The 19,083-nt window shown below is 60.1% G+C and carries 20 protein-coding genes and 4 tRNA genes; 13 read left to right on the top strand and 11 right to left on the bottom strand.

All coding sequences use genetic code 11. The features are described 5' to 3' along the window. Positions 1-76 precede the first annotated feature (76 nt). Positions 77-1,093, bottom strand: coding sequence for an outer membrane protein assembly factor BamD (locus QRN46_RS23885; RefSeq protein WP_007959566.1), 1,017 nt, complete (start codon positions 1,091-1,093; stop codon positions 77-79). A 152-nt stretch (positions 1,094-1,245) separates the two neighbouring features. On the opposite strand from QRN46_RS23885, the gene rluD reads away from it, so the two are divergent. The 8 genes from rluD (at position 1,246) to QRN46_RS23845 (ending at position 8,123) form a co-directional block, all read left to right on the top strand. Further along, entirely contained in the window at positions 1,246-2,208 is a 963-nt protein-coding gene (gene rluD / locus QRN46_RS23880; protein ID WP_011335991.1) for a 23S rRNA pseudouridine(1911/1915/1917) synthase RluD, read from the top strand. Beyond that, positions 2,205-2,927 carry a peptidoglycan editing factor PgeF gene (gene pgeF, locus QRN46_RS23875; RefSeq protein WP_285357647.1) on the top strand — a complete coding sequence of 241 codons (723 nt, stop codon included), beginning with the start codon at positions 2,205-2,207 and terminating at the stop codon, positions 2,925-2,927. The genes rluD and pgeF overlap by 4 nt, the downstream gene beginning before the upstream one ends. Positions 2,928-3,057: 130 nt before the next feature. Beyond that, the gene (clpB, locus tag QRN46_RS23870) at positions 3,058-5,622 is read left to right on the top strand and encodes an ATP-dependent chaperone ClpB (protein WP_285357645.1); all 2,565 of its coding nucleotides are present in this window, start codon (positions 3,058-3,060) and stop codon (positions 5,620-5,622) included. 298 nt (positions 5,623-5,920) lie between these two features. Then, positions 5,921-5,996: transfer RNA gene (locus QRN46_RS23865), tRNA-Asn, on the top strand. A 9-nt stretch (positions 5,997-6,005) separates the two neighbouring features. After that, positions 6,006-6,082, top strand: a tRNA-Pro gene (locus tag QRN46_RS23860). A gap of 5 nt (positions 6,083-6,087) precedes the next feature. Next, positions 6,088-6,163: transfer RNA gene (locus QRN46_RS23855), tRNA-Lys, on the top strand. Positions 6,164-6,260: 97 nt separating this feature from the next. Beyond that, positions 6,261-6,337: transfer RNA gene (locus QRN46_RS23850), tRNA-Pro, on the top strand. Positions 6,338-6,497: 160 nt separating this feature from the next. After that, entirely contained in the window at positions 6,498-8,123 is a 1,626-nt protein-coding gene (locus QRN46_RS23845; RefSeq protein ID WP_011335988.1) for a methyl-accepting chemotaxis protein, read from the top strand. Between the two features lie 73 nt (positions 8,124-8,196). Here QRN46_RS23845 and QRN46_RS23840 read toward each other — a convergent pair whose 3' ends face one another. The 5 genes from QRN46_RS23840 to QRN46_RS23820 all read right to left on the bottom strand — a co-directional run bounded on the left by QRN46_RS23840 (position 8,197) and on the right by QRN46_RS23820 (position 11,552). Continuing rightward, complete coding sequence (locus QRN46_RS23840) at positions 8,197-8,604, bottom strand: HvfA family oxazolone/thioamide-modified RiPP metallophore (protein ID WP_007959573.1); 408 nt, start codon at positions 8,602-8,604, stop codon at positions 8,197-8,199. Positions 8,605-8,814: 210 nt separating this feature from the next. Beyond that, positions 8,815-10,113: an NAD(P)/FAD-dependent oxidoreductase gene (locus QRN46_RS23835; protein ID WP_011335987.1), complete on the bottom strand. Its 1,299-nt coding sequence runs from the start codon at positions 10,111-10,113 to the stop codon at positions 8,815-8,817. Between the two features lie 63 nt (positions 10,114-10,176). Continuing rightward, positions 10,177-10,350: a DUF3094 family protein gene (locus QRN46_RS23830; protein ID WP_003228304.1), complete on the bottom strand. Its 174-nt coding sequence runs from the start codon at positions 10,348-10,350 to the stop codon at positions 10,177-10,179. 51 nt (positions 10,351-10,401) lie between these two features. After that, complete coding sequence (locus tag QRN46_RS23825) at positions 10,402-10,929, bottom strand: MOSC domain-containing protein (RefSeq protein WP_285357641.1); 528 nt, start codon at positions 10,927-10,929, stop codon at positions 10,402-10,404. Then, positions 10,926-11,552 (bottom strand): DUF1780 domain-containing protein, encoded by a 627-nt coding sequence (locus tag QRN46_RS23820; protein WP_007959580.1) that lies wholly within the window; start codon positions 11,550-11,552, stop codon positions 10,926-10,928. The genes QRN46_RS23825 and QRN46_RS23820 overlap by 4 nt, the downstream gene beginning before the upstream one ends. Positions 11,553-11,682: 130 nt before the next feature. Between QRN46_RS23820 and QRN46_RS23815 the strand changes: the two genes are divergently transcribed. The 3 genes from QRN46_RS23815 to QRN46_RS23805 all read left to right on the top strand — a co-directional run bounded on the left by QRN46_RS23815 (position 11,683) and on the right by QRN46_RS23805 (position 13,117). After that, positions 11,683-12,150 (top strand): hypothetical protein, encoded by a 468-nt coding sequence (locus QRN46_RS23815; protein ID WP_011335985.1) that lies wholly within the window; start codon positions 11,683-11,685, stop codon positions 12,148-12,150. After that, the gene (locus QRN46_RS23810; RefSeq protein ID WP_011335984.1) at positions 12,147-12,836 is read left to right on the top strand and encodes an energy-coupling factor ABC transporter permease; all 690 of its coding nucleotides are present in this window, start codon (positions 12,147-12,149) and stop codon (positions 12,834-12,836) included. Before QRN46_RS23815 ends, QRN46_RS23810 begins: the two co-directional genes overlap by 4 nt. Before the next feature lie 65 nt (positions 12,837-12,901). Further along, positions 12,902-13,117 carry a hypothetical protein gene (locus QRN46_RS23805; protein WP_007959584.1) on the top strand — a complete coding sequence of 72 codons (216 nt, stop codon included), beginning with the start codon at positions 12,902-12,904 and terminating at the stop codon, positions 13,115-13,117. 6 nt (positions 13,118-13,123) lie between these two features. Here the strand turns inward: QRN46_RS23805 and yacG are convergent, their stop codons facing one another. The 5 genes from yacG to pilB are packed head-to-tail and all read right to left on the bottom strand — an operon-like array spanning position 13,124 to position 17,735. After that, entirely contained in the window at positions 13,124-13,324 is a 201-nt protein-coding gene (gene yacG / locus QRN46_RS23800) for a DNA gyrase inhibitor YacG (protein ID WP_011335983.1), read from the bottom strand. Beyond that, positions 13,321-13,944, bottom strand: a complete 624-nt coding sequence (gene coaE / locus QRN46_RS23795; protein WP_011335982.1) for a dephospho-CoA kinase — start codon at positions 13,942-13,944, stop codon at positions 13,321-13,323. The genes yacG and coaE overlap by 4 nt, the downstream gene beginning before the upstream one ends. Further along, positions 13,941-14,813 carry a prepilin peptidase gene (locus QRN46_RS23790; protein ID WP_011335981.1) on the bottom strand — a complete coding sequence of 291 codons (873 nt, stop codon included), beginning with the start codon at positions 14,811-14,813 and terminating at the stop codon, positions 13,941-13,943. Before QRN46_RS23790 ends, coaE begins: the two co-directional genes overlap by 4 nt. Before the next feature lies 1 nt (position 14,814). After that, positions 14,815-16,032 carry a type II secretion system F family protein gene (locus QRN46_RS23785; protein WP_285357632.1) on the bottom strand — a complete coding sequence of 406 codons (1,218 nt, stop codon included), beginning with the start codon at positions 16,030-16,032 and terminating at the stop codon, positions 14,815-14,817. Between the two features lie 2 nt (positions 16,033-16,034). Next, complete coding sequence (pilB, locus tag QRN46_RS23780) at positions 16,035-17,735, bottom strand: type IV-A pilus assembly ATPase PilB (protein ID WP_285357630.1); 1,701 nt, start codon at positions 17,733-17,735, stop codon at positions 16,035-16,037. Between the two features lie 226 nt (positions 17,736-17,961). Here pilB and QRN46_RS23775 point away from each other — a divergent pair, with 226 nt between their 5' ends. Both QRN46_RS23775 and QRN46_RS23770 read left to right on the top strand, forming a co-directional pair. After that, positions 17,962-18,378, top strand: coding sequence for a pilin (locus tag QRN46_RS23775; RefSeq protein ID WP_011335978.1), 417 nt, complete (start codon positions 17,962-17,964; stop codon positions 18,376-18,378). Between the two features lie 308 nt (positions 18,379-18,686). Further along, positions 18,687-19,043 (top strand): BON domain-containing protein, encoded by a 357-nt coding sequence (locus QRN46_RS23770; RefSeq protein WP_011335977.1) that lies wholly within the window; start codon positions 18,687-18,689, stop codon positions 19,041-19,043. Positions 19,044-19,083 lie beyond the last annotated feature (40 nt).

The raw sequence follows: 19,083 nt of genomic DNA, 5'->3' as shown, positions 1-19,083 counted from the left end.
CAAGCGCACAGCCCAATCACGCGCGGCAATAAAAAGGGAGATCCGAAGATCTCCCTTTTTGGCATCACCGAAGTGATCAGTCGAACAGACCGAAGGTCATGTAACTGAAGATGGAACGGTCGCTGTCGCTCGACTCTGGTTCCGGCTCTTCGATCACGTCGCCGTTTTCGTCTTTCGGCTTGAGCTCGTTCGGGATCGCGTCTTTCGCGTCCTGGAACTGCTTCTGCACGTCCTGGTTGGCGCGGGTCTCTCCCGGCGGCAGCGGCGGACGGGATTCGATCAGGCCCAGAGTGGCCTTGCTCAGGAATGAACGGTTGTCGGCTTCGGCAACGCGAGGCACGAACTGACCGTCCTGCAGGCTCGGGTGATTCGGGTAGTTGAGCTTCAGGGTTTCCAGGCTGGTGGCCGCCAGTTCGTCCAGATGCAGGCGCTGGTAGGCTTCGGTCATCACCGCCAGGCCGTCACCGACCGATGGGGTTTCCTGGAAGTTTTCCACTACATAACGACCACGGTTGGCAGCGGCGACATAGGCCTGACGGGTCAGGTAGTAGTCGGCCACGTGGATTTCGTAGGCGGCCAGCAGGTTGCGCAGATAGATCATGCGCTGCTTGGCGTCCGGCGCGTAGCGGCTGTTCGGGTAGCGGCTGGTCAGCTGGGCGAACTCATTGTAGGAGTCGCGGGCGGCACCCGGGTCACGCTTGGTCATGTCCAGCGGCAGGAAGCGCGCCAGCAGGCCGACGTCCTGGTCGAACGAGGTCAGGCCCTTCAGGTAGTAGGCGTAATCGACGTTCGGGTGCTGCGGGTGCAGACGAATGAAACGCTCGGCAGCGGATTTTGCAGCTTCCGGCTCGGCGTTCTTGTAGTTGGCATAGATCAGTTCCAGCTGCGCCTGATCGGCATAGCGACCGAACGGGTAACGCGACTCCAGAGCCTTCAGCTTGGCTGTGGCGCTGGTGTAGCTGTTGTTGTCCAGGTCCTGTTGAGCCTGCTGGTACAGCTCGGCTTCACTCAGGTTTTCGTCTACGACTTCCTTCGATGAGCAAGCAGCGGTCAATGCGAGGATGGCGATCAGCAGCAGGTGTTTCACTTGCATGGCGGCTTGCGTCCCTATGACGGCCGCTGTCTTGGGCGGGGCCGTCCTGTTATGATGAGCGCCCCGTTGAAAAGCCCCGGGGCAAAAGACGCCGTATTTAACCACAAGCGCGCAGCCGAAACCAAAGGCTGTAGCCGACGCCCAGTCCGAGCATGTCCGATAAAATTGAACTTCGCGCAGAGGTGCCGTCCGAATTGGGCGGCCAACGCCTCGATCAAGTCGCCGCCCAACTCTTCGCCGAGCACTCGCGCTCGCGCCTTTCCGCCTGGATCAAAGAAGGTCGCCTGACTGTGGACGGGGCGGTCATCCGCCCGCGCGACATTGTTCATGGCGGTGCCATCCTTGAGCTCACTGCCGAGCAGGAGGCCCAGGGTGAATGGGTCGCTCAGGACATCGAACTCGACATCGTCTATGAAGACGACGACATTCTGGTGATCAACAAGCCTGCGGGTCTGGTGGTGCACCCGGCTGCCGGTCACGCTGATGGCACCTTGCTCAACGCCTTGCTGCACCACGTGCCGGACATCATCAATGTCCCGCGCGCCGGTATCGTGCATCGTCTGGACAAGGACACCACCGGTCTGATGGTGGTGGCCAAGACCATTCAGGCGCAGACCAAGCTGGTCGCCCAGCTGCAGAGCCGTAGCGTCAGCCGGATCTACGAGTGCATCGTGATCGGCGTGGTGACCGCCGGCGGCAAGATCAACGCCCCGATCGGCCGCCACGGCCAGCAGCGCCAGCGCATGGCGGTGATGGAAGGCGGCAAGCCTGCCGTCAGCCACTACCGCGTGCTGGAGCGTTTCCGTTCCCACACCCACGTTCGGGTGAAGCTGGAAACCGGTCGTACCCACCAGATTCGCGTGCACATGGCGCACATCAACTTCCCGTTGGTCGGCGACCCGGCATACGGCGGTCGTTTCCGCATTCCCCCGGCCGCGAGCCAGACCATGGTCGAATCCCTCAAGCACTTCCCCCGTCAGGCCCTGCATGCGCGGTTCCTTGAGCTGGATCACCCGACCACCGGTGAGCGCATGAGCTGGGAATCGCCGCTGCCGGAAGATCTGGTGTGGCTGCTGACCCTGCTCAAGCAGGATCGCGAGGCATTCGTCGGATGAACTGGCTGACGCCGGACTGGCCCGCGCCGGCCAGCGTCAAGGCCTGTGTCACCACCCGCGGGGGCGGCGTCAGCGAGGCGCCGTTCGACAGCCTCAACCTGGGCGATCATGTCGATGACCGCCCGGAGGCTGTTGCCGAAAACCGTCGGCGTCTGACCGAACACTTCTCTATAAAGCCTGCCTGGCTGCAGCAAGTGCACGGGATTGCCGTGGCGCATGCTGATCCGTCCGTGGTGGCCACGGCGGATGCCAGTTGGACGGCAACACCCGGTATCGCTTGTGCAGCGATGACCGCCGATTGTCTGCCGGCACTGTTCTGCGACCGTGCCGGTACTCGCGTGGCAGCGGCTCATGCGGGTTGGCGTGGATTGGCGGCCGGCGTGCTGGAAGCCACCCTCGACAGTCTGGATGTGCCCGCCGAAGACGTTCTGGTCTGGCTCGGCCCGGCCATCGGCCCGCAAGCCTTCGAAGTGGGTCCGGAAGTCCGGGAAGTCTTCATCAATCAATTGCCCGAGGCCGAGACAGCCTTTGTGCCGAGCCACAACGCCGGCAAGTTCATGGCCGACATCTATAAGCTGGCGCAACTGCGTCTGGCGGTTCGTGGTGTCACCGCTGTTTATGGTGGCGGTTTCTGTACCGTGACCGATCCGCGCTTCTTTTCCTATCGTCGTGCGCCTCGCACTGGTCGCTTCGCCTCTTTAGTCTGGCTTACCCGCTAAACTCTCTGATCTGCATCAACTCCCTGACGCTTGAATCTTCCAGAATCGACCGCATCTATAACGGTATCTGGCAGGTTTCTTTATTCAGGATGGTTTTTTAGGTCCGGCCTGCTCAAAAGGAAGGTGACCCATGCGTATAGACCGTTTAACCAGCAAATTGCAGTTGGCGTTGTCCGATGCCCAATCTTTGGCTGTCGGCCACGATCATCCTGCCATCGAGCCGGCGCATTTGATGCAGGCCATGCTTGAACAGCAGGGTGGTTCGATCAAACCCCTGTTGATGCAGGTGGGCTTCGACGTCAACAGCTTGCGTAAAGAGCTGACCAAAGAGCTCGATCAATTACCGAAAATCCAGAATCCGACCGGCGACGTCAACATGTCGCAGGATCTGGCGCGTCTGCTCAACCAGGCCGATCGTCTGGCCCAGCAGAAGGGCGATCAGTTCATTTCCAGCGAGCTGGTGCTGCTCGCCGCGATGGACGAGAACAGCAAGCTCGGGAAGTTGCTGCTCGGCCAGGGCGTGAGCAAAAAGGCTCTGGAAAATGCAATCAACAACCTGCGCGGTGGCGAGGCGGTCAACGACGCCAACCACGAAGAGTCGCGTCAGGCACTGGATAAGTACACCGTCGACCTGACCAAACGCGCCGAAGAAGGCAAGCTTGACCCGGTGATCGGCCGTGACGACGAGATCCGTCGCACCATTCAGGTGCTGCAACGCCGTACCAAGAACAACCCGGTGCTGATCGGCGAGCCTGGCGTGGGTAAAACCGCGATTGCCGAAGGTCTGGCCCAGCGCATCATCAATGGTGAAGTGCCGGACGGCCTGCGCGGCAAGCGTCTGCTGTCCCTCGATATGGGGGCGCTGATTGCCGGTGCCAAGTATCGCGGCGAGTTTGAAGAGCGCCTGAAAGCGTTGCTCAACGAGCTGTCGAAGCAGGAAGGGCAGATCATTCTGTTCATCGACGAACTGCACACCATGGTCGGCGCCGGCAAGGGCGAGGGCTCGATGGACGCCGGCAATATGCTCAAACCGGCCCTGGCCCGTGGTGAGCTGCATTGCGTCGGCGCGACCACGCTCAACGAGTACCGCCAATATATAGAGAAGGACGCGGCCCTCGAGCGACGCTTCCAGAAAGTGCTGGTAGACGAGCCGAGCGAAGAAGACACCATCGCGATCCTGCGTGGGCTCAAGGAGCGTTACGAGGTTCACCACAAGGTGGCGATCACCGACGGCGCGATCATCGCGGCGGCCAAGCTCAGCCATCGCTACATCACTGACCGGCAGCTGCCGGACAAGGCGATCGACCTGATCGACGAAGCGGCCAGCCGCATCCGCATGGAGATCGACTCCAAGCCGGAAGTGCTGGATCGTCTTGAGCGGCGCCTGATTCAACTGAAGGTGGAATCTCAGGCACTGAAGAAAGAAAGTGACGACGCGGCGAAGAAACGTCTGGAGAAACTCCAGGAAGAAATCGATCGCCACGAGCGTGAGTACTCCGATCTGGAAGAAATCTGGAACTCGGAAAAAGCCGAGGTGCAGGGCTCTGCGCAGATTCAGCAGAAGATCGAACAGTCCCGTCAGGAGCTGGAAGCCGCGCGCCGTAAAGGCGACCTGAACCGCATGGCCGAGTTGCAGTATGGGGTGATCCCGGATCTGGAACGCAGCCTGCAAATGGTCGACCAGCACGGCAAGAGCGAAAACCAGTTGCTGCGCAGCAAGGTGACCGAAGAGGAAATCGCCGAAGTCGTTTCGAAGTGGACCGGTATTCCGGTGTCGAAAATGCTCGAAGGCGAACGTGACAAGCTGATGAAGATGGAAAGCCTGTTGCATCAACGTGTGATCGGCCAGGACGAAGCGGTGGTGGCAGTAGCCAACGCGGTGCGGCGTTCCCGTGCCGGGTTGTCCGACCCGAACCGCCCGAGCGGCTCGTTCATGTTCCTCGGCCCGACCGGTGTCGGTAAAACCGAGCTGTGCAAGGCGCTGGCCGAATTCCTCTTCGATACGGAAGAGGCGATGGTGCGAATCGACATGTCCGAGTTCATGGAGAAACATTCCGTGGCACGGTTGATCGGGGCACCACCGGGCTACGTCGGCTACGAAGAGGGTGGTTACCTGACCGAAGCGGTACGGCGCAAGCCTTACTCGGTGATCCTGCTGGACGAAGTTGAGAAGGCGCATCCGGACGTGTTCAACATCCTGCTGCAAGTGCTGGAGGATGGACGTCTGACCGACAGCCATGGCCGCACGGTGGACTTCCGCAATACCGTGATCGTCATGACCTCCAATCTCGGTTCGATGCAGATCCAGGAACTGGTCGGTGATCGTGAAGCACAACGGGCAGCGGTGATGGATGCGATTTCCACCCACTTCCGTCCGGAGTTCATCAACCGCGTTGACGAAGTGGTGATCTTCGAGCCATTGGCGCGGGATCAGATCGCGGGCATCACCGAGATCCAGCTGGGCCGTCTGCGCAACCGTCTGGCCGAGCGCGAGCTGAAGCTGGAACTGAGCCCTGAGGGGATGGACAAGCTGATTGCCGTCGGTTACGACCCGGTCTATGGCGCACGGCCGCTGAAGCGGGCGATCCAGCGCTGGATCGAGAACCCGTTGGCGCAGTTGATCCTGTCGGGACGCTTCATGCCGGGCGAGACCGCAACCGGTGTGGTGGAGAACGACGAGATCACGTTCAACTGACACCTGCCGGTGGTGAAGTAAGGAAGGCCTCGCACTGCGAGGCCTTTTTTTTCGCCAGGCTGTTGAACTCAAAGGAAAAGGCTTGTAAAGTGCGCCCCGCAGTCAGTCACCAACACGGTTTCAGCTCACTGAGCAGAAATCTGAAATAAGTTGCAAATCATTAACTTGAAAGCAATTTAGGGGGTTGACAGAGGTGTTCTAGGTTGTAGAATAGCGCGCCTCAGACACACGAACGCAGCGATGCGAAAACGATGTCGAGAAGCTGCAAGTTTCACCGTTGTAAATTGAAATATGTAGTTCCGTGATAGCTCAGTCGGTAGAGCAAATGACTGTTAATCATTGGGTCCCAGGTTCGAGTCCTGGTCACGGAGCCAATTTCAAACCGGGGTATAGCGCAGTCCGGTAGCGCGCCTGCTTTGGGAGCAGGATGTCAGGAGTTCGAATCCCCTTACCCCGACCATTTTTGGGTCGTTAGCTCAGTTGGTAGAGCAGTTGGCTTTTAACCAATTGGTCGTAGGTTCGAATCCCACACGACCCACCATTTTTGAAACCAGGTAACACTGGGATCGAATCTTAAGATCAGAGGCCAAAAGCGCTGATCGAAGAAGGCGATCTTTGAAAGGTCGCCTTTTTTTTACCGGGGTATAGCGCAGTCCGGTAGCGCGCCTGCTTTGGGAGCAGGATGTCGGGAGTTCGAATCCCCCTACCCCGACCATATTAAAAATCCTCGTATCGAAAGATACGGGGATTTTTTTTGCCCTGCGGAAATGTTTCATTCAAGTCGTCATACAACTTGCCGATAGCCCGCTAACGAAAGGGGCCTGCCGCATCAAGCGCCCCTGAATTCTGCCAATACAAGAAAAAGGGCGTTCGTCATGTTGCTTCGTCAGTTGAATATTGCTCCCCGTGCCGCCTTGGGCTTCGCCCTGATCGCGGTGCTGGTGGCATTGCTGGGGGTGTTTGCGCTGGGGCAGATGTCGAGCATCCGCGACAGCGAAGTGGCAGTGGAGACTCAATGGCTGCCGAGCATTCGCGGCGGTGACGAGATTCGCGAGATCATGTTGCGCATTCGCACCATTTCCCTGCGCATGGCGCTGGATCAGGATCCGGCCAACATCGCCACCTACCGCAGTCAGATGGACACCCGCGACAGGGAACTGAGCGAGAAAATCGCCGCCTACGACCGGCTGGTGACCACCCCGGAAGGGCAGCAGTTGTACGATCAGTTCAAGAAAACCTTCGCTGCCTACCGCACCGGCATCGCCCAGTCGTTCACCCTCGCGGAGCAAGGCAAGCGCGATGAGCTGACCAAGCTGCTGCTGGTCGACATGAAAACCGTGGTCGACGGCTCCGGTAAACAACTCAATGACCTGGCAGACCTGTTCGCCCGTCAGGTCGCCGCTGAAAGCCAGAACTCTGCCGCCCACTACGAAACCTCGCGCACTATCGTGAGCTTGTTCATTGCTTTGGCGGCGCTGGCCACCGTCGCCTTGGCCATGTTGCTGACCCGCAGCATCGTCCGCCCCCTGAGCGCCGCCGTCGACGCCGCTGAGCACGTCGCCAGAGGCGATCTGACCCGTCCGATCGAAACTCACGGCAACGATGAGGTCAGCCGTCTGCTCAAGGCGTTGGCGACCATGCAGCAGAACCTGCGCGAAACCCTGCAGGGCATCAGTGGCTCGGCCACGCAACTGGCGACCGCTTCCGACGAACTGAGCGCGGTGACCCACGACAGCACGCAAGGGCTGCAGCAGCAGAACAACGAAATCGAACAAGCCGCCACCGCGGTCAACGAGATGACCACAGCGGTGGAGGAAGTCGCTCGCAATGCGGTGTCGACGTCCGACGCCACCCGCCAGTCCAGCGAGTCGGCGCAGTTGGGCCAGGAGCGGGTCAGTGAAACTGCTGGCGCCATCAACGCCCTGGCCAGTGAAGTCGAGCACACTGGTGAGTTGGTGCAATCGCTGGCCAATCAGTCGCAAGACATCGGCAAAGTGCTGGATGTGATCCGGGCGATCGCCGAACAGACCAACCTGCTGGCACTCAACGCCGCCATCGAAGCCGCGCGGGCCGGGGAGAGCGGACGCGGGTTTGCGGTGGTCGCCGATGAAGTCCGGGCGCTGGCTTATCGCACTCAGCAATCGACCCAGGAAATCGAGCAGATGGTGCAGGGCATGCGCAACGGTTCGAGCCTGGCGCTGGAGTCGATGCAGGCCAGTGCCTCGCGGGCGGCCACTACGCTGGTGCTGGCGGAGCGGGCCGGTGAAGCGTTGCAGACGATCACGGCCTCGGTAAACGAAATCCACGAGCGCAATCTGGTGATCGCCAGCGCCGCCGAAGAACAGGCGCAGGTGGCGCGGGAAGTGGATCGCAATCTGGTGAACATACGCGATCTGTCGGTGCGCTCGGCGGCGGGTGCCGATCAAACCAACGCGTCGAGCCATGAACTGTCGCAACTGGCCAACGCCCTGCAAGGCATGGTGCGACGCTTCCAGCTGTAATCGTGCAGGCGTGAAAAAGCCGCGCTTCTCGTCAGAGAAAGCGCGGCTTTGTTTTATCGGGCAGGCTGAGAAATCAGGCACCGTCCTGGTCTTTCAGGTGTTCGAACAGACCTTTGGGCATTTTCTTGCCGTTGGCTTCGAAGTTGGCTTTGACGTTGTTGTACGCCTCTTGCTCGTCGATGAAACCGTCGTGGTTGGTGTCGATCTTGTCGAAGTCGGACTTCGGAGCAACTTTCAGAAACTCGGCGCGCGAAACCTTGCCGTCGCCATCGGTGTCGGTCTTGGCCATCGACGCATCGCCGCATTTGCCTTCACCGCATTTGCCTTCCGGGGTTTTCACCGAGGTCTCGGCCGAAGCGACCATGTAGCCCTGGGCCAGCGGTTGCGCGGCGAATACCGAGCCGGACAGCATCAGGCCGCCAGCCAGTACGGCACCGACCAGGCCAAGGGAGTTTTTGCCGATTTTCGAAGTACGGGACATTGCATTCTCCTTCGGTTGCACAGCGCAACCACACGTTAAGGGCGATCAAGCCGGAGCAGGTGTGCTCGGGTGTGGCCATTAAGCTTTGGCGGTGTATCGCGTCTGTGTCGAGGAGCGGGGCGTTTGTAAGCGAAGGTGGGGAAAGCTGGGGCAGATACAGTAGAAAACAAAACACCGTGAGGGCGAGCCCGCCCCCACGGTGTTTTTACATCAGTGCAGCTTCAGGCGCGGCTCGGTGCCGCGTCCGATCTTGCTGCCGAGCATCAGCATCGCCGTGCGGAACGGCCCGTACAGCGCCATCTGGTGCATGCGGTACAGCGACACGTAAAACATCCGCGCCAGCCAGCCTTCGAGCATCACGCTGCCGGTCAGGTTACCCATCAAGTTACCCACAGCCGAAAAACGCGACAGCGAAATCAGCGAGCCGTAGTCGGTGTACTTGTACTCCGGCAAGGTTTTGCCTTCGATCCGCAGTTTCAGCGATTTGGCCAGCAGCGACGCCTGTTGGTGCGCAGCCTGGGCCCGTGGTGGAACGTTGCGATCGGAGCCCGGTTGCGGGCAGGCGGCGCAGTCACCGAAGGCGAAAATATTTTCATCGCGGGTGGTTTGCAGCGTCGGCAGCACTTGCAACTGGTTGATGCGGTTGGTTTCCAGCCCGTCGATGTCCTTGAGGAACGCTGGCGCGCGGATCCCGGCGGCCCAGACTTTCAGGCTGGCCTTGATCTCGTTGCCATCGGCGGTGATCAGGCTGTCAGCGGTGACCTGGCTGACCGAAGCGTTGGTCATCACGTTGACCCCGAGTTTCTCCAGAGTCTTGTGCACCGGCCCGCTGATACGTTCAGGCAGTGCTGGCAGCACCCGTGGCCCGGCTTCGATCAGGGTGATGTGCATGTTTTCCGGTTTGATCCGGTCCAGACCGTAGGCGGCCAGCTCATGAGCGGCGTTGTGCAGTTCTGCCGCCAGTTCGACGCCCGTGGCGCCGGCGCCGACGATGGCCACGCTGATCTGCTGGACCGCATCGGTCTGCCCGGCGTGAGCGCGCAGATAGTGATTGAGCAGTTGCTGGTGGAAACGCTCGGCCTGCTTGCGGGTGTCGAGGAACAGGCAGTGTTGCGCGGCGCCTTGGGTGCCGAAGTCGTTGGTGGTGCTGCCGACCGCGATCACCAGCGAGTCATAGGGCACTTCTCGCGCCGGCACCAGCTCAACGCCGTTTTCGTCGTAGGTGGCGGCCAGCTGGATCTTCTTCTGCTCACGATCGAGCCCGCTCATGCGCCCCAGCTGAAACTCGAAGTGGTTCCATTTGGCCTGGGCGACATAGTTGAGTTCGTCTTCGGAGGAGTTCAGCGATCCGGCGGCCACTTCGTGCAGCAGCGGTTTCCAGATGTGCGTGAGGTTCGCGTCGACCAGCATGATGCTGGCGGTGCCGCGTTTGCCCAGGGTCTTACCCAGACGGGTAGCCAACTCCAGACCGCCGGCGCCGCCGCCGACAATGACAATACGATGGGACATAGGGATAGCTCGCAAGGTTTTGAAAGGAAATCGGTGCAGCTACCCGAGCGAGCGCGATGCAGCTCATAGCGTCAGGTAACTGATTAAACGGCTCAACAGGCCCAGACCAATGGTCACTGCCAGCACCAGCACCAGGAGCATCCACGGCCGGAATGGCCGGCGCTCGACACGGTGTTGGGACAACTGCAGGTACTCTTCGACATGCTTCTGGTCTTCGGGGTTCAGGCGGCTGGTCATAAAGGCCTCGTCAGGTAGACGTTACTGAATGAGAACACGCTACAGCGGTTTTCAACCGGGATTGAACGCAGCATAGCCACTGTCCGGGACCGGTTCGACAGACACACTGTCCCCGAGGCGAATGATCCCGCTTTGTAACACTCGCGCGGTGATTCCGCCATGCCCGCGCACGGCCTGGAACGTTCCGGGGCCAAGGTTGTTTTGCAGACGCGCACACGGCTGGCACCAGCCTGTGGTTTCGAAAACTGCCTGACCAATGCGAAAGCGCCGCCCCTTGAGGCTGAACAGGTTGATCCCGCTTATAACGAGATTGCGCCGCAGATCTTCAGGCGTGACCGGTTGTTCGGCCGACCGGCCCATCAGGCCGCTGATCACGGCCAGATGTTCCCACTGAATCAGCGTCACCTGCCGCGCATTGCGCACACCGGTCCGCGCGTGGTCGCCGGTGAGCCCGGCTTCCAGCCGCGCTTCCACGGCGTCGAGCGCGAGCATCGGCCCCCGTGATTCGGGGCGCACGCCAATCCAGCGCACGCTTCCGGTCTGCGGAACATCCGCGATCAATTGTTGAAGTGGCGTCACAGGCTGATCCCTACATCGAACACGATACTGCGCCCCAGATTGCCGCGCAGGAAGTCCGGCGCGTCGGGATGGGCGAACAGCACCCGTGCAAAGGTCGGCCCGACCAGCGACAACGAGCGCCAGCCCTGACGCAGGTATTCGGTGGGCGGCGGAAAGTGGCTATTGAGGTCGAGCACTTCGCGCTTGAGGCTGGCGAAGGCAATGATGTCCAGCTCGCCGAGATCCATGCCGCGTTCCTTGTAGTTGTGCGCTTTCTTGCGCAAGGTCGGCGCCAGTCTCAGCAGAAATTCATTGGCCGGAATCCGCCGCGGCTTGGCTTCACGCCGCACCAGTTGGCTGAGGGAAAACGCACTGCGCCGACGTTGCAGCTCATCGCGCCATTCGTCGTTCAGCCGACGACCTTCGTCGAGGACGAAAAACACCTCGAAATTGGCGTCGCGAAACAGCACGTCCGGCGGCTCACCGGCCGGGGCGAATTCGTCGGCGCGATAAGGAATGTTCAAGCCTTGCAGCAGGCGCTGGCAGACCCAACGCTCACGCTCCCATTTGCGGGCATTGGACAGAAAGGCGTTGGCTTGCTCGGCCGCGATGGTCAGCAGGCGTAAATAATCTGAGTCATCCATAGGCCCAAGCTTAGCGTTCAATTGCGACAAGCAGAAAGCGTTCGCGCGGCAAAGTGCATCAGTAGGCAGTCCGGAGGGGCGGTGTAGACTGATGGCACCGTGTATCAACGTCGAATGAAAGGGGCTGAATGTGAAATTTCGCTGGCTGTTGTTGTTCGCTGTCGTTCCGCTGTGGGCCCATGCGCTGGAAATCGGCGAGCGGCTGGCACCCTGGACGCTGCTGGATCAGTACGATAAGTCGTTCACTCTCGATAACTCCACTACGACGCTGTTGGTGGCGCGCGACATGGACGGCGCGAAACTGTTCAAGCAAGCCATGGCGGATCAGCCCAAGGGCTATCTGGAGGCGCGGCATGCGGTGTTTGTCGCCGATATCCAGCGCATGCCGGCGCTGATCGCGAAGATGTTCGCCGTTCCGGCGATGCGTGACTACAGCTATCGAGTGCTGCTTGATCGCGAAAGTCGCGTGGCCTCTCGCTACCCCGGGGCCGAAGGTGCGGTGCTCTGGTTGCAGCTCAAGGACGGGCGCTTGCTGGCCCGGCACGAATACACCCAGGTGGCGGAACTGCGCGAGGCGCTGGAGCAGGCGCGCCCATGATCGGCGCCGAGTTGCTGTCGTCCGCAAGCCTGCTACTGGGGTGGCTGGTTTACTTGCCAGTGGTGATTTGGGCGATCTGCCGCGCACCGTGGGTCGAACTGTTCAGCGACAGCCGCCGTCAGCACTTGCTGTTCGGCACGGTGTTCGCGTTGTTTCTGCTGTGGCTGGTACGCAGGGATTTCGATACCGGCGTGTCTTACCACTTCATTGGCATGACGGCAGTGACGCTGCTGCTGGACTGGCCGCTGGCGATCGTCGGCGGACTGGTGGCGCAACTGGGACTGGTGCTGTTGGGGCGTCAGGATCTGGTGGCTGTCGGGGTCAACGGCGCCTTGCTGATCCTGTTGCCGGTGCTGATCACCGAGTGCGTGGCGATCCTGGTCGAGCGCGCCCAGCCGCGCAATCCGTTCGTGTACATCTTCTGTTCCGGTTTTTTCGCCGCGGCGCTGTCGGCGTTGTTCTGCCTGACGCTGAGCCTGACCTTGCTCTGGTACGACGGCCTCTTTGCCATGCCGGAATGGCTGGAAGATTTCATCGGTTACCTGTGGCTGCTGATATTTCCCGAAGCCTTCATCAACGGCATGGTGGTCAGCGCGTTGGTGGTGTTCTGCCCGGAATGGCTGGAGACCTTCAACCGCACCCGCTACCTTTCGGCGCCGTGGAAGGACGACGATCCCAAGTCTTGATCCACATCAAATCCACTCTGCGCGCGGCATTTCATGCTCGGCCAAATCCCTTCAGGAGCAGCGGCATGAGCGTGTACGAGTGGGCGAGGCAGGAAACCCGGCAGAGTCTGGAGATGGCGCAGGAGGTGGGGTTCGATCCGGGCCTGAGCCTGCGCGCCTTGCTCAGTGCGGTGGTGCAACAGAGCAAGGCGGTGCGCAACGCCGAAGACCTGGCCGACGAGTTGCGCTTTCTGGCGGAAAACCTCGACGACGATCAGGACTACGGCTTCATGCGGCCCTGAGCGCGATCAGTGACGCGGGTCGAAGTCGCCGGAAAACAGTTCGTCCTCGGCATCCGGGGCCACCGGAATCTTGTGTTCTTCCGACGCCCAGGCGCCGAGGTCGATGAGTTTGCAGCGGTCCGAGCAGAACGGACGGTATTTGTTCTCCGGGGTGAATTCCACGGGCGCGCCGCAAGTCGGGCAGTTGACGGTTGGGGTCTGGCTCATGATTGGCCTCCGGATAAAGTCAGGTAAAAGTGATGCAGGCGCTCGACCTCGCTGTGCAGCCAAGCGAGGTCGCGGTCGTTGACCACCACATCGTCGGCACGGCTGATGCGGTCTTCGCGGCTGGACTGGGCTTTGAGGATCGCCTGGACCTGCTGTTCGCTGGTCTGGTCACGCTGCAAGGTGCGTTCGATCTGCAGTTGTTGCGGTGCGTCGATTACCAGAATTCGCTGGGTCATCGCGTATTGCCCGGATTCGATCAGCAGCGGCGAAACCAGAATCGCATAAGGCGATTTTGCCAGCGCCAGGTGATGGGCGATTTCTTCGGCGATCAACGGATGCAATAAGGCTTCGAGCCAGCGCCGTTGCTCCGGCACCTCGAAGATCAGTTTGCGCAGGGCTGCACGATCCAGCGTGCCGTCGGCCTGCAACACGTCGGGGCCGAAGTGTTCGGCGATCTTCGCCAGCGCCGGACGGCCCGGTTCGACCACCCAGCGCGCCGCGTGATCAGCGTCCACCACGTGGATACCAAGATCGATGAAGTGCTGGGCGGCGGCGCTTTTGCCGCTGCCGATGCCGCCGGTCAGGCCGAGAATCCAGGGTTTTTCCACAGGGGTATTCATTTCAAACCGACAAACTGCCAATAGAAGCCGGTTATTTGACCACCCCAGAGCAAGGCAATCCAGCCGGCAATCGCCAGATACGGGCCGAAGGGGATCGGCGTCGAGGTTTTCTGGTCGCGCAGCTTGAGCAAAATCACCCCGAGCACGGCGCCCACCAGCGAAGACAGCAGGATGGTCAGCGGCAGAATCTGCCAGCCGCCCCAGGCCCCGAGCAGCGCCAGCAGCTTGAAATCGCCGTGACCGATGCCGTCCTTGCCGGTGATCAGTTTGAACAGCCAGAACACCGACCACAGCGCCATGTACCCAAGCACCGCGCCCCACAGGGCATCGTGCAGCGGCACGAACAGCTCGAAGCTGTTGACGATCAGCCCCAGCCACAGCAGCGGCAGCACCAGCACGTCGGGCAACAATTGATGTTCGGTGTCGATCAGGCTCATGGCCAACAGGCCCCAGGTCAGCACGATCAGCAGGCACGCCGGCCAGCCGAAACCCAGGTGCCAGGCGATGAACGCCGAGAGCAGGCCGCAGGCCAGTTCGGTCAGCGGGTAACGCTTGCTGATCGGTGCGCTGCAACTTGAACAGCGCCCGCGCAGAAACACGTAACTCAACACGGGAATGTTTTCCCAGGCCCGGATCCGGTGGCCACAGTGCGGGCATTGGGAGTGCGGCAGCATCAGGTTGTAAGTGGGTAACGGTGCTTCACCGGGCAGCCCCAAAACATCGTGAGCCTGCTGGCGCCATTCACGCTCGAGCATTTTCGGCAGGCGCCAGATCAACACGTTGAGGAAACTGCCGACCACCAGCCCCAGCAGCAGGGCGGTGAAGACAAAGGCCAGCGGATACAGGCTGAAGAGTTCGTCGATAGGCATGTCAGATCGCTGAGCCGAGTTGGAAGATCGGCAGGTACATCGCCACCACCAGACCGCCGACGATCACCCCGAGCACCACCATGATGAACGGCTCCATCAGGCTGGTGAGGTTGTCGACCATGTTGTCCACCTCGTCCTCATAGAAACCTGCGACCTTGTCGAGCATCTCGTCCAGTGCGCCGGACTCTTCGCCGATGGCGGTCATCTGCACCGCCATGTTCGGAAAGATGCCGGTGGAGCGCATCGAGAAATTCAGCTGCATGCCGGTGGAAACGTCCTGACGGATGCGCAACACGGCGCGCTTGAACACTACGTTGCCGGTGGCCCCGGCCACCGAATCCAGTGCTTCCACCAGTGGCACGCCGGCCGCGAAGGTGGTCGACAGGGTCCGGGCAAACCGCGCCACGGCGGACTTGTACATCAATGTGCCCACCAGCGGCAGCTTGAGAAACCAGGCGTCACGCCGGTCGCGCAGCGCCTGGGATTTTTTCAGGGCATGGCGGGTGCCGAAAAAACTGGCCACCAGCAAACCGAGAATCGCCCACCACCATTGCTGCATGAATTCGGACAGGCTGATCACCATCAACGTGAAGGCTGGCAGTTCGGCACCGAAGCCAGAGAACACCGACTGGAACTGCGGCACCACCTTGACCAGCAGAATCCCGGTAACCACCGCTGCCACCAGCACCACGGCCGACGGGTAGGTCATGGCCTTCTTGATCTTGGCCTTGAGGCTTTCGCTCTTTTCTTTGTAGGTCGCGACCCGCTCCAGCAGGGTGTCGAGGGCGCCGGACTGCTCGCCGGCATCCACCAGGTTGCAGTACAACTCGTCGAAATATTGCGGTTTCTTGCGCAGCGCGGCGGCGAAACTGTTACCGGCGGCGACCTCCTGTTTCACCTCGTCGACCAGTTTGCGCATGGCCGGGTTTTCGAAGCCTTCGCCGATGATGTCGAACGACTGCAACAGCGGCACGCCGGCCTTCATCATGGTCGCCATCTGCCGGGTGAACAGAGCAATGTCCTGGGCCTTGATGCGCTGGCCGAAGCTCAGCAACGAGGCGGATTTCTTGCGCACCTTGCCGGGGTTGATGCCCTGCTTGCGCAATTGGGCCTTGACCAGCGCGGGGTTCTGGCCGCTCAGCTCGCCGGTCACCTTGCTGCCTTTGCGGTCCGTGCCTTCCCAGGCATAGACACTGATTTTCGCTGCCTTGACGGCCATGTTCAGTCCTTGGTGACCCGGTTGATTTCTTCAAGGCTGGTGATGCCTTGCATGGCTTTGATCAGGCCCGAGGTGCGCAGGTCGTTGAAGCCGTCCCGGCGCATCCGGGTATCGATTTCCAGTGAGTTGCCCTCGGCCATGATCAGCCGTTGCAGCTCGGGGGTGTTCTTTACCACTTCATAAATCCCCACGCGACCCTTGTACCCGCCGTTGCAGTGATCGCAGCCGACGGGCTCATAGATTGTGAAACTGCCGATGCGTTCCTCGGGGAAGCCTTCCTTGAGCAAGGTTTCGCGGGGAATCTCGATGGCTTTCTTGCAGTGGCTGCAGAGTTTTCGCGCCAGACGCTGGGCGATGATCAGGCTCACCGACGTGGCGATGTTGAAGCCGGGAATGCCCATGTTGTGCAAGCGGGTGAGTGTCTCGGCGGCGCTGTTGGTGTGCAGCGTGGAGAGCACGAGGTGACCGGTCTGCGCTGCTTTGATGGCGATCTCGGCGGTCTCGAGGTCACGGATCTCGCCGACCATGATCACGTCCGGGTCCTGACGCAGGAACGAGCGCAGGGCCTGGGCGAAGTCCAGCCCCTGCTTCGGATTGACGTTGACCTGGTTGATGCCTTCCATGTTGATCTCCACAGGGTCTTCGGCGGTGGAGATATTGATGTCGACGGTATTGAGGATATTCAGCCCGGTGTACAGCGAGACGGTCTTGCCCGAACCGGTGGGGCCGGTGACCAGAATCATTCCTTGCGGCTGTTTCAGGGCGGCCATGTACAGATCTTTCTGCTCCGGCTCATAACCGAGGGCGTCGATGCCGATCTGCGCGCTGGAGGGGTCGAGGATCCGGATCACCACTTTTTCGCCCCACAGGGTTGGCAGGGTGTTGACCCGGAAATCGATCGATTTGGTCTTTGACAGGCGCATCTTCAGGCGCCCGTCCTGAGGTTTGCGGCGCTCCGAGATGTCGAGGCTGGCCATCACCTTCAGGCGTGCGGCGATGCGTCCTGCCAATTGAATCGGTGGCTTGGCCACTTCGCGCAGGATGCCGTCGGTGCGCACCCGCACCCGGTAGTTTTTCTCGTAAGGCTCGAAGTGCAGGTCGGAAGAGCCGCTCTTGATTGCGTCCAGCAGCATCTTGTGCACGAAGCGCACCACCGGCGCATCGTCGGCATCGAGCCCGCCGATGGCGTCCTGCTTGCTGTCATCGATGGACTCGACGTCCAGCCCGTCGAGGTCGACATCGGCCATGTCTTCCAGGCCGGAGGCGTGGGTGTCGAAGAATTTCTCGATGGCGTCGGTGAGCTTGTCGTCCTCGACCAGAATGGCTTCGGTGCTCAGCCCGGTGCTGAACTGGATGTCGTTGATCGCCTGATGATTGCTCGGGTCGGAGATCCCCACGAACAGCTTGTTGCCGCGACGCCACAGGGGCAGGGCATGGTGCTGGCGCACCAGTTTTTCACTGACCAAGCCCTTGGGCTGGGTTTCCCTGTCGAGACAGTTGAGGTCGAGGAACGCCATGCCGAAGTGCTCCGAGGCAATCTCGGCGACCTGCGCGCTCTTCACCAGTTTGTTTTGTACCAGATAGCTGACCAGCGACAGGCGATTGCGCTGGGCTTGCTGCCAGGCTTGCTGGGCGCTTTTTTCCGTGAGCAGTTCGGCCTGTACCAATTGCTTGGCCAGACCGCTCAGAGCGATGTCATTCATGGGAATCCCGGATGCAGACAGTTCATGACTTATAGCCTAGTCAAGTGACAGCGCCAAACACGCGGGGTGCAGGTGACAAAAAGTGTCAGATAGTGCGGTTACGGGTTGTAGGAATCGGCAGGGAGTCCGGGTCACGCCCAGCAGGCCGGGGCTGCGAGCGCTTGGCACGGGCTGTGCTGAGTCAATTTCAGATCATGAGATTCCGACTCATGCATGGAGCGTGTCTATGAAGAAACAACAAGGTTTCACTCTGATCGAGCTGCTGATCGTTGTGGCGATCATCGGGATTCTGGCGACGATTGCCTTGCCGCAGTACTCCAAATATCAGGCGCGGGCCAAGGTCACGGCGGGGATTGCCGAAGCGTCGGCGCTGAAGGTCAACTTCGAAGATGTCATCAATGCCGGCTCTACTGATCCGAGCATAACTAACGTCAATGCAGGTACGACTGCGACACAAAATTGCACGCTGGCGGCGAGCGGTAAAGTTGCCGACGGCACAGGGACCATCACCTGCACCTTGCTCAACGCTCCGGCGCCTGTGTTGGGGCAAACCGTCACCCTGACCCGTACGGCGGCAGCAGGTTGGTCGTGCAAGTTCTCTGGTTCGAAAGACTATTCGACCACCAGTTGCCCGGGCGTTTGATCCACACTGCTTAAAGCTGCTGCTCTATAAAGAATGCCCCGCACTGCGGGGCTTTTTTTTGGCTGACGGTTTAATAAAAGCTTCAATTATTTCAGCGAGTTAGGAACTTTCAGAAAAGCCGTAACTTGCACGTCTTTTTGCACAGGGTCATGCAAATTGCATGATTTCGGAGATTTTATTAATTTGTAAGTTGTTGATTTGTAAAGGTTTATTTGATTTTTAAAAGTTGGCACAGCGTTCGCAATATCTCCAGTAACCCTGCTGACAAGACAACCAGCAGACTTTCCAGAAAAACAGGAGTTACTCGTATGAAGAAGTTCGCTATCACTGCCGCTGCTGCTACCGCGCTGACCCTGACCATGGCTTCCGGTGCATTTGCTCAATCGACTCAGACTACTCAGGCTCCAATGACCCTGGCTGCCGGTGAAGTCACCAAGGCGAAAGAAGCTACTTCCGATACCTGGATCACTACCAAAGTGAAAAGCGATCTGGTAACCGAAAAAGGCATTCCTGGTACCGACATCAAAGTCGAAACCAACAAAGGTGTGGTTTCCCTGTCCTCTGATGTCGCGATCACCGAGGCTCAGAAAACTACTGCTGTAAACATCACCAAGAAAATCAAAGGCGTGAAAGCGGTCTCCGCTGACGGCCTGAAAGCCGAGTAAGGCAAGACTTCTCGCCTGGACAGGGAGAAGACGCGACAGG

The organism is Pseudomonas sp. lyk4-R2A-10, from assembly GCF_030209075.1.
Taxonomy (GTDB): Bacteria; Pseudomonadota; Gammaproteobacteria; order Pseudomonadales; family Pseudomonadaceae; genus Aquipseudomonas; species Aquipseudomonas glycinae.
Note: the sequence above shows the minus strand (reverse complement) of the source record. Positions and strands in the feature narration are given on the sequence as shown.

Excerpts from the sequence above, each read along its gene's own strand:
- QRN46_RS23835 (WP_011335987.1), bottom strand. The coding sequence starts at position 10,113 with ATGTCCCATCGTATTGTCATTGTCGGCGGCGGCGCCGGCGGTCTGGAG.
- QRN46_RS23830 (WP_003228304.1), bottom strand. The coding sequence starts at position 10,350 with ATGACCAGCCGCCTGAACCCCGAAGACCAGAAGCATGTCGAAGAGTAC.
- pilB (WP_285357630.1), bottom strand. The coding sequence starts at position 17,735 with ATGAATGACATCGCTCTGAGCGGTCTGGCCAAGCAATTGGTACAGGCC.
- QRN46_RS23840 (WP_007959573.1), bottom strand. The coding sequence starts at position 8,604 with ATGTCCCGTACTTCGAAAATCGGCAAAAACTCCCTTGGCCTGGTCGGT.
- QRN46_RS23785 (WP_285357632.1), bottom strand. The coding sequence starts at position 16,032 with ATGGCCGTCAAGGCAGCGAAAATCAGTGTCTATGCCTGGGAAGGCACG.
- clpB (WP_285357645.1), top strand. The coding sequence starts at position 3,058 with ATGCGTATAGACCGTTTAACCAGCAAATTGCAGTTGGCGTTGTCCGAT.
- QRN46_RS23775 (WP_011335978.1), top strand. The coding sequence starts at position 17,962 with ATGAAGAAACAACAAGGTTTCACTCTGATCGAGCTGCTGATCGTTGTG.
- pgeF (WP_285357647.1), top strand. The coding sequence starts at position 2,205 with ATGAACTGGCTGACGCCGGACTGGCCCGCGCCGGCCAGCGTCAAGGCC.
- QRN46_RS23805 (WP_007959584.1), top strand. The coding sequence starts at position 12,902 with ATGAGCGTGTACGAGTGGGCGAGGCAGGAAACCCGGCAGAGTCTGGAG.
- rluD (WP_011335991.1), top strand. The coding sequence starts at position 1,246 with ATGTCCGATAAAATTGAACTTCGCGCAGAGGTGCCGTCCGAATTGGGC.
- QRN46_RS23885 (WP_007959566.1), bottom strand. The coding sequence starts at position 1,093 with ATGCAAGTGAAACACCTGCTGCTGATCGCCATCCTCGCATTGACCGCT.
- QRN46_RS23770 (WP_011335977.1), top strand. The coding sequence starts at position 18,687 with ATGAAGAAGTTCGCTATCACTGCCGCTGCTGCTACCGCGCTGACCCTG.
- QRN46_RS23810 (WP_011335984.1), top strand. The coding sequence starts at position 12,147 with ATGATCGGCGCCGAGTTGCTGTCGTCCGCAAGCCTGCTACTGGGGTGG.
- yacG (WP_011335983.1), bottom strand. The coding sequence starts at position 13,324 with ATGAGCCAGACCCCAACCGTCAACTGCCCGACTTGCGGCGCGCCCGTG.
- QRN46_RS23845 (WP_011335988.1), top strand. The coding sequence starts at position 6,498 with ATGTTGCTTCGTCAGTTGAATATTGCTCCCCGTGCCGCCTTGGGCTTC.
- QRN46_RS23790 (WP_011335981.1), bottom strand. The coding sequence starts at position 14,813 with ATGCCTATCGACGAACTCTTCAGCCTGTATCCGCTGGCCTTTGTCTTC.
- QRN46_RS23820 (WP_007959580.1), bottom strand. The coding sequence starts at position 11,552 with ATGGATGACTCAGATTATTTACGCCTGCTGACCATCGCGGCCGAGCAA.
- coaE (WP_011335982.1), bottom strand. The coding sequence starts at position 13,944 with ATGAATACCCCTGTGGAAAAACCCTGGATTCTCGGCCTGACCGGCGGC.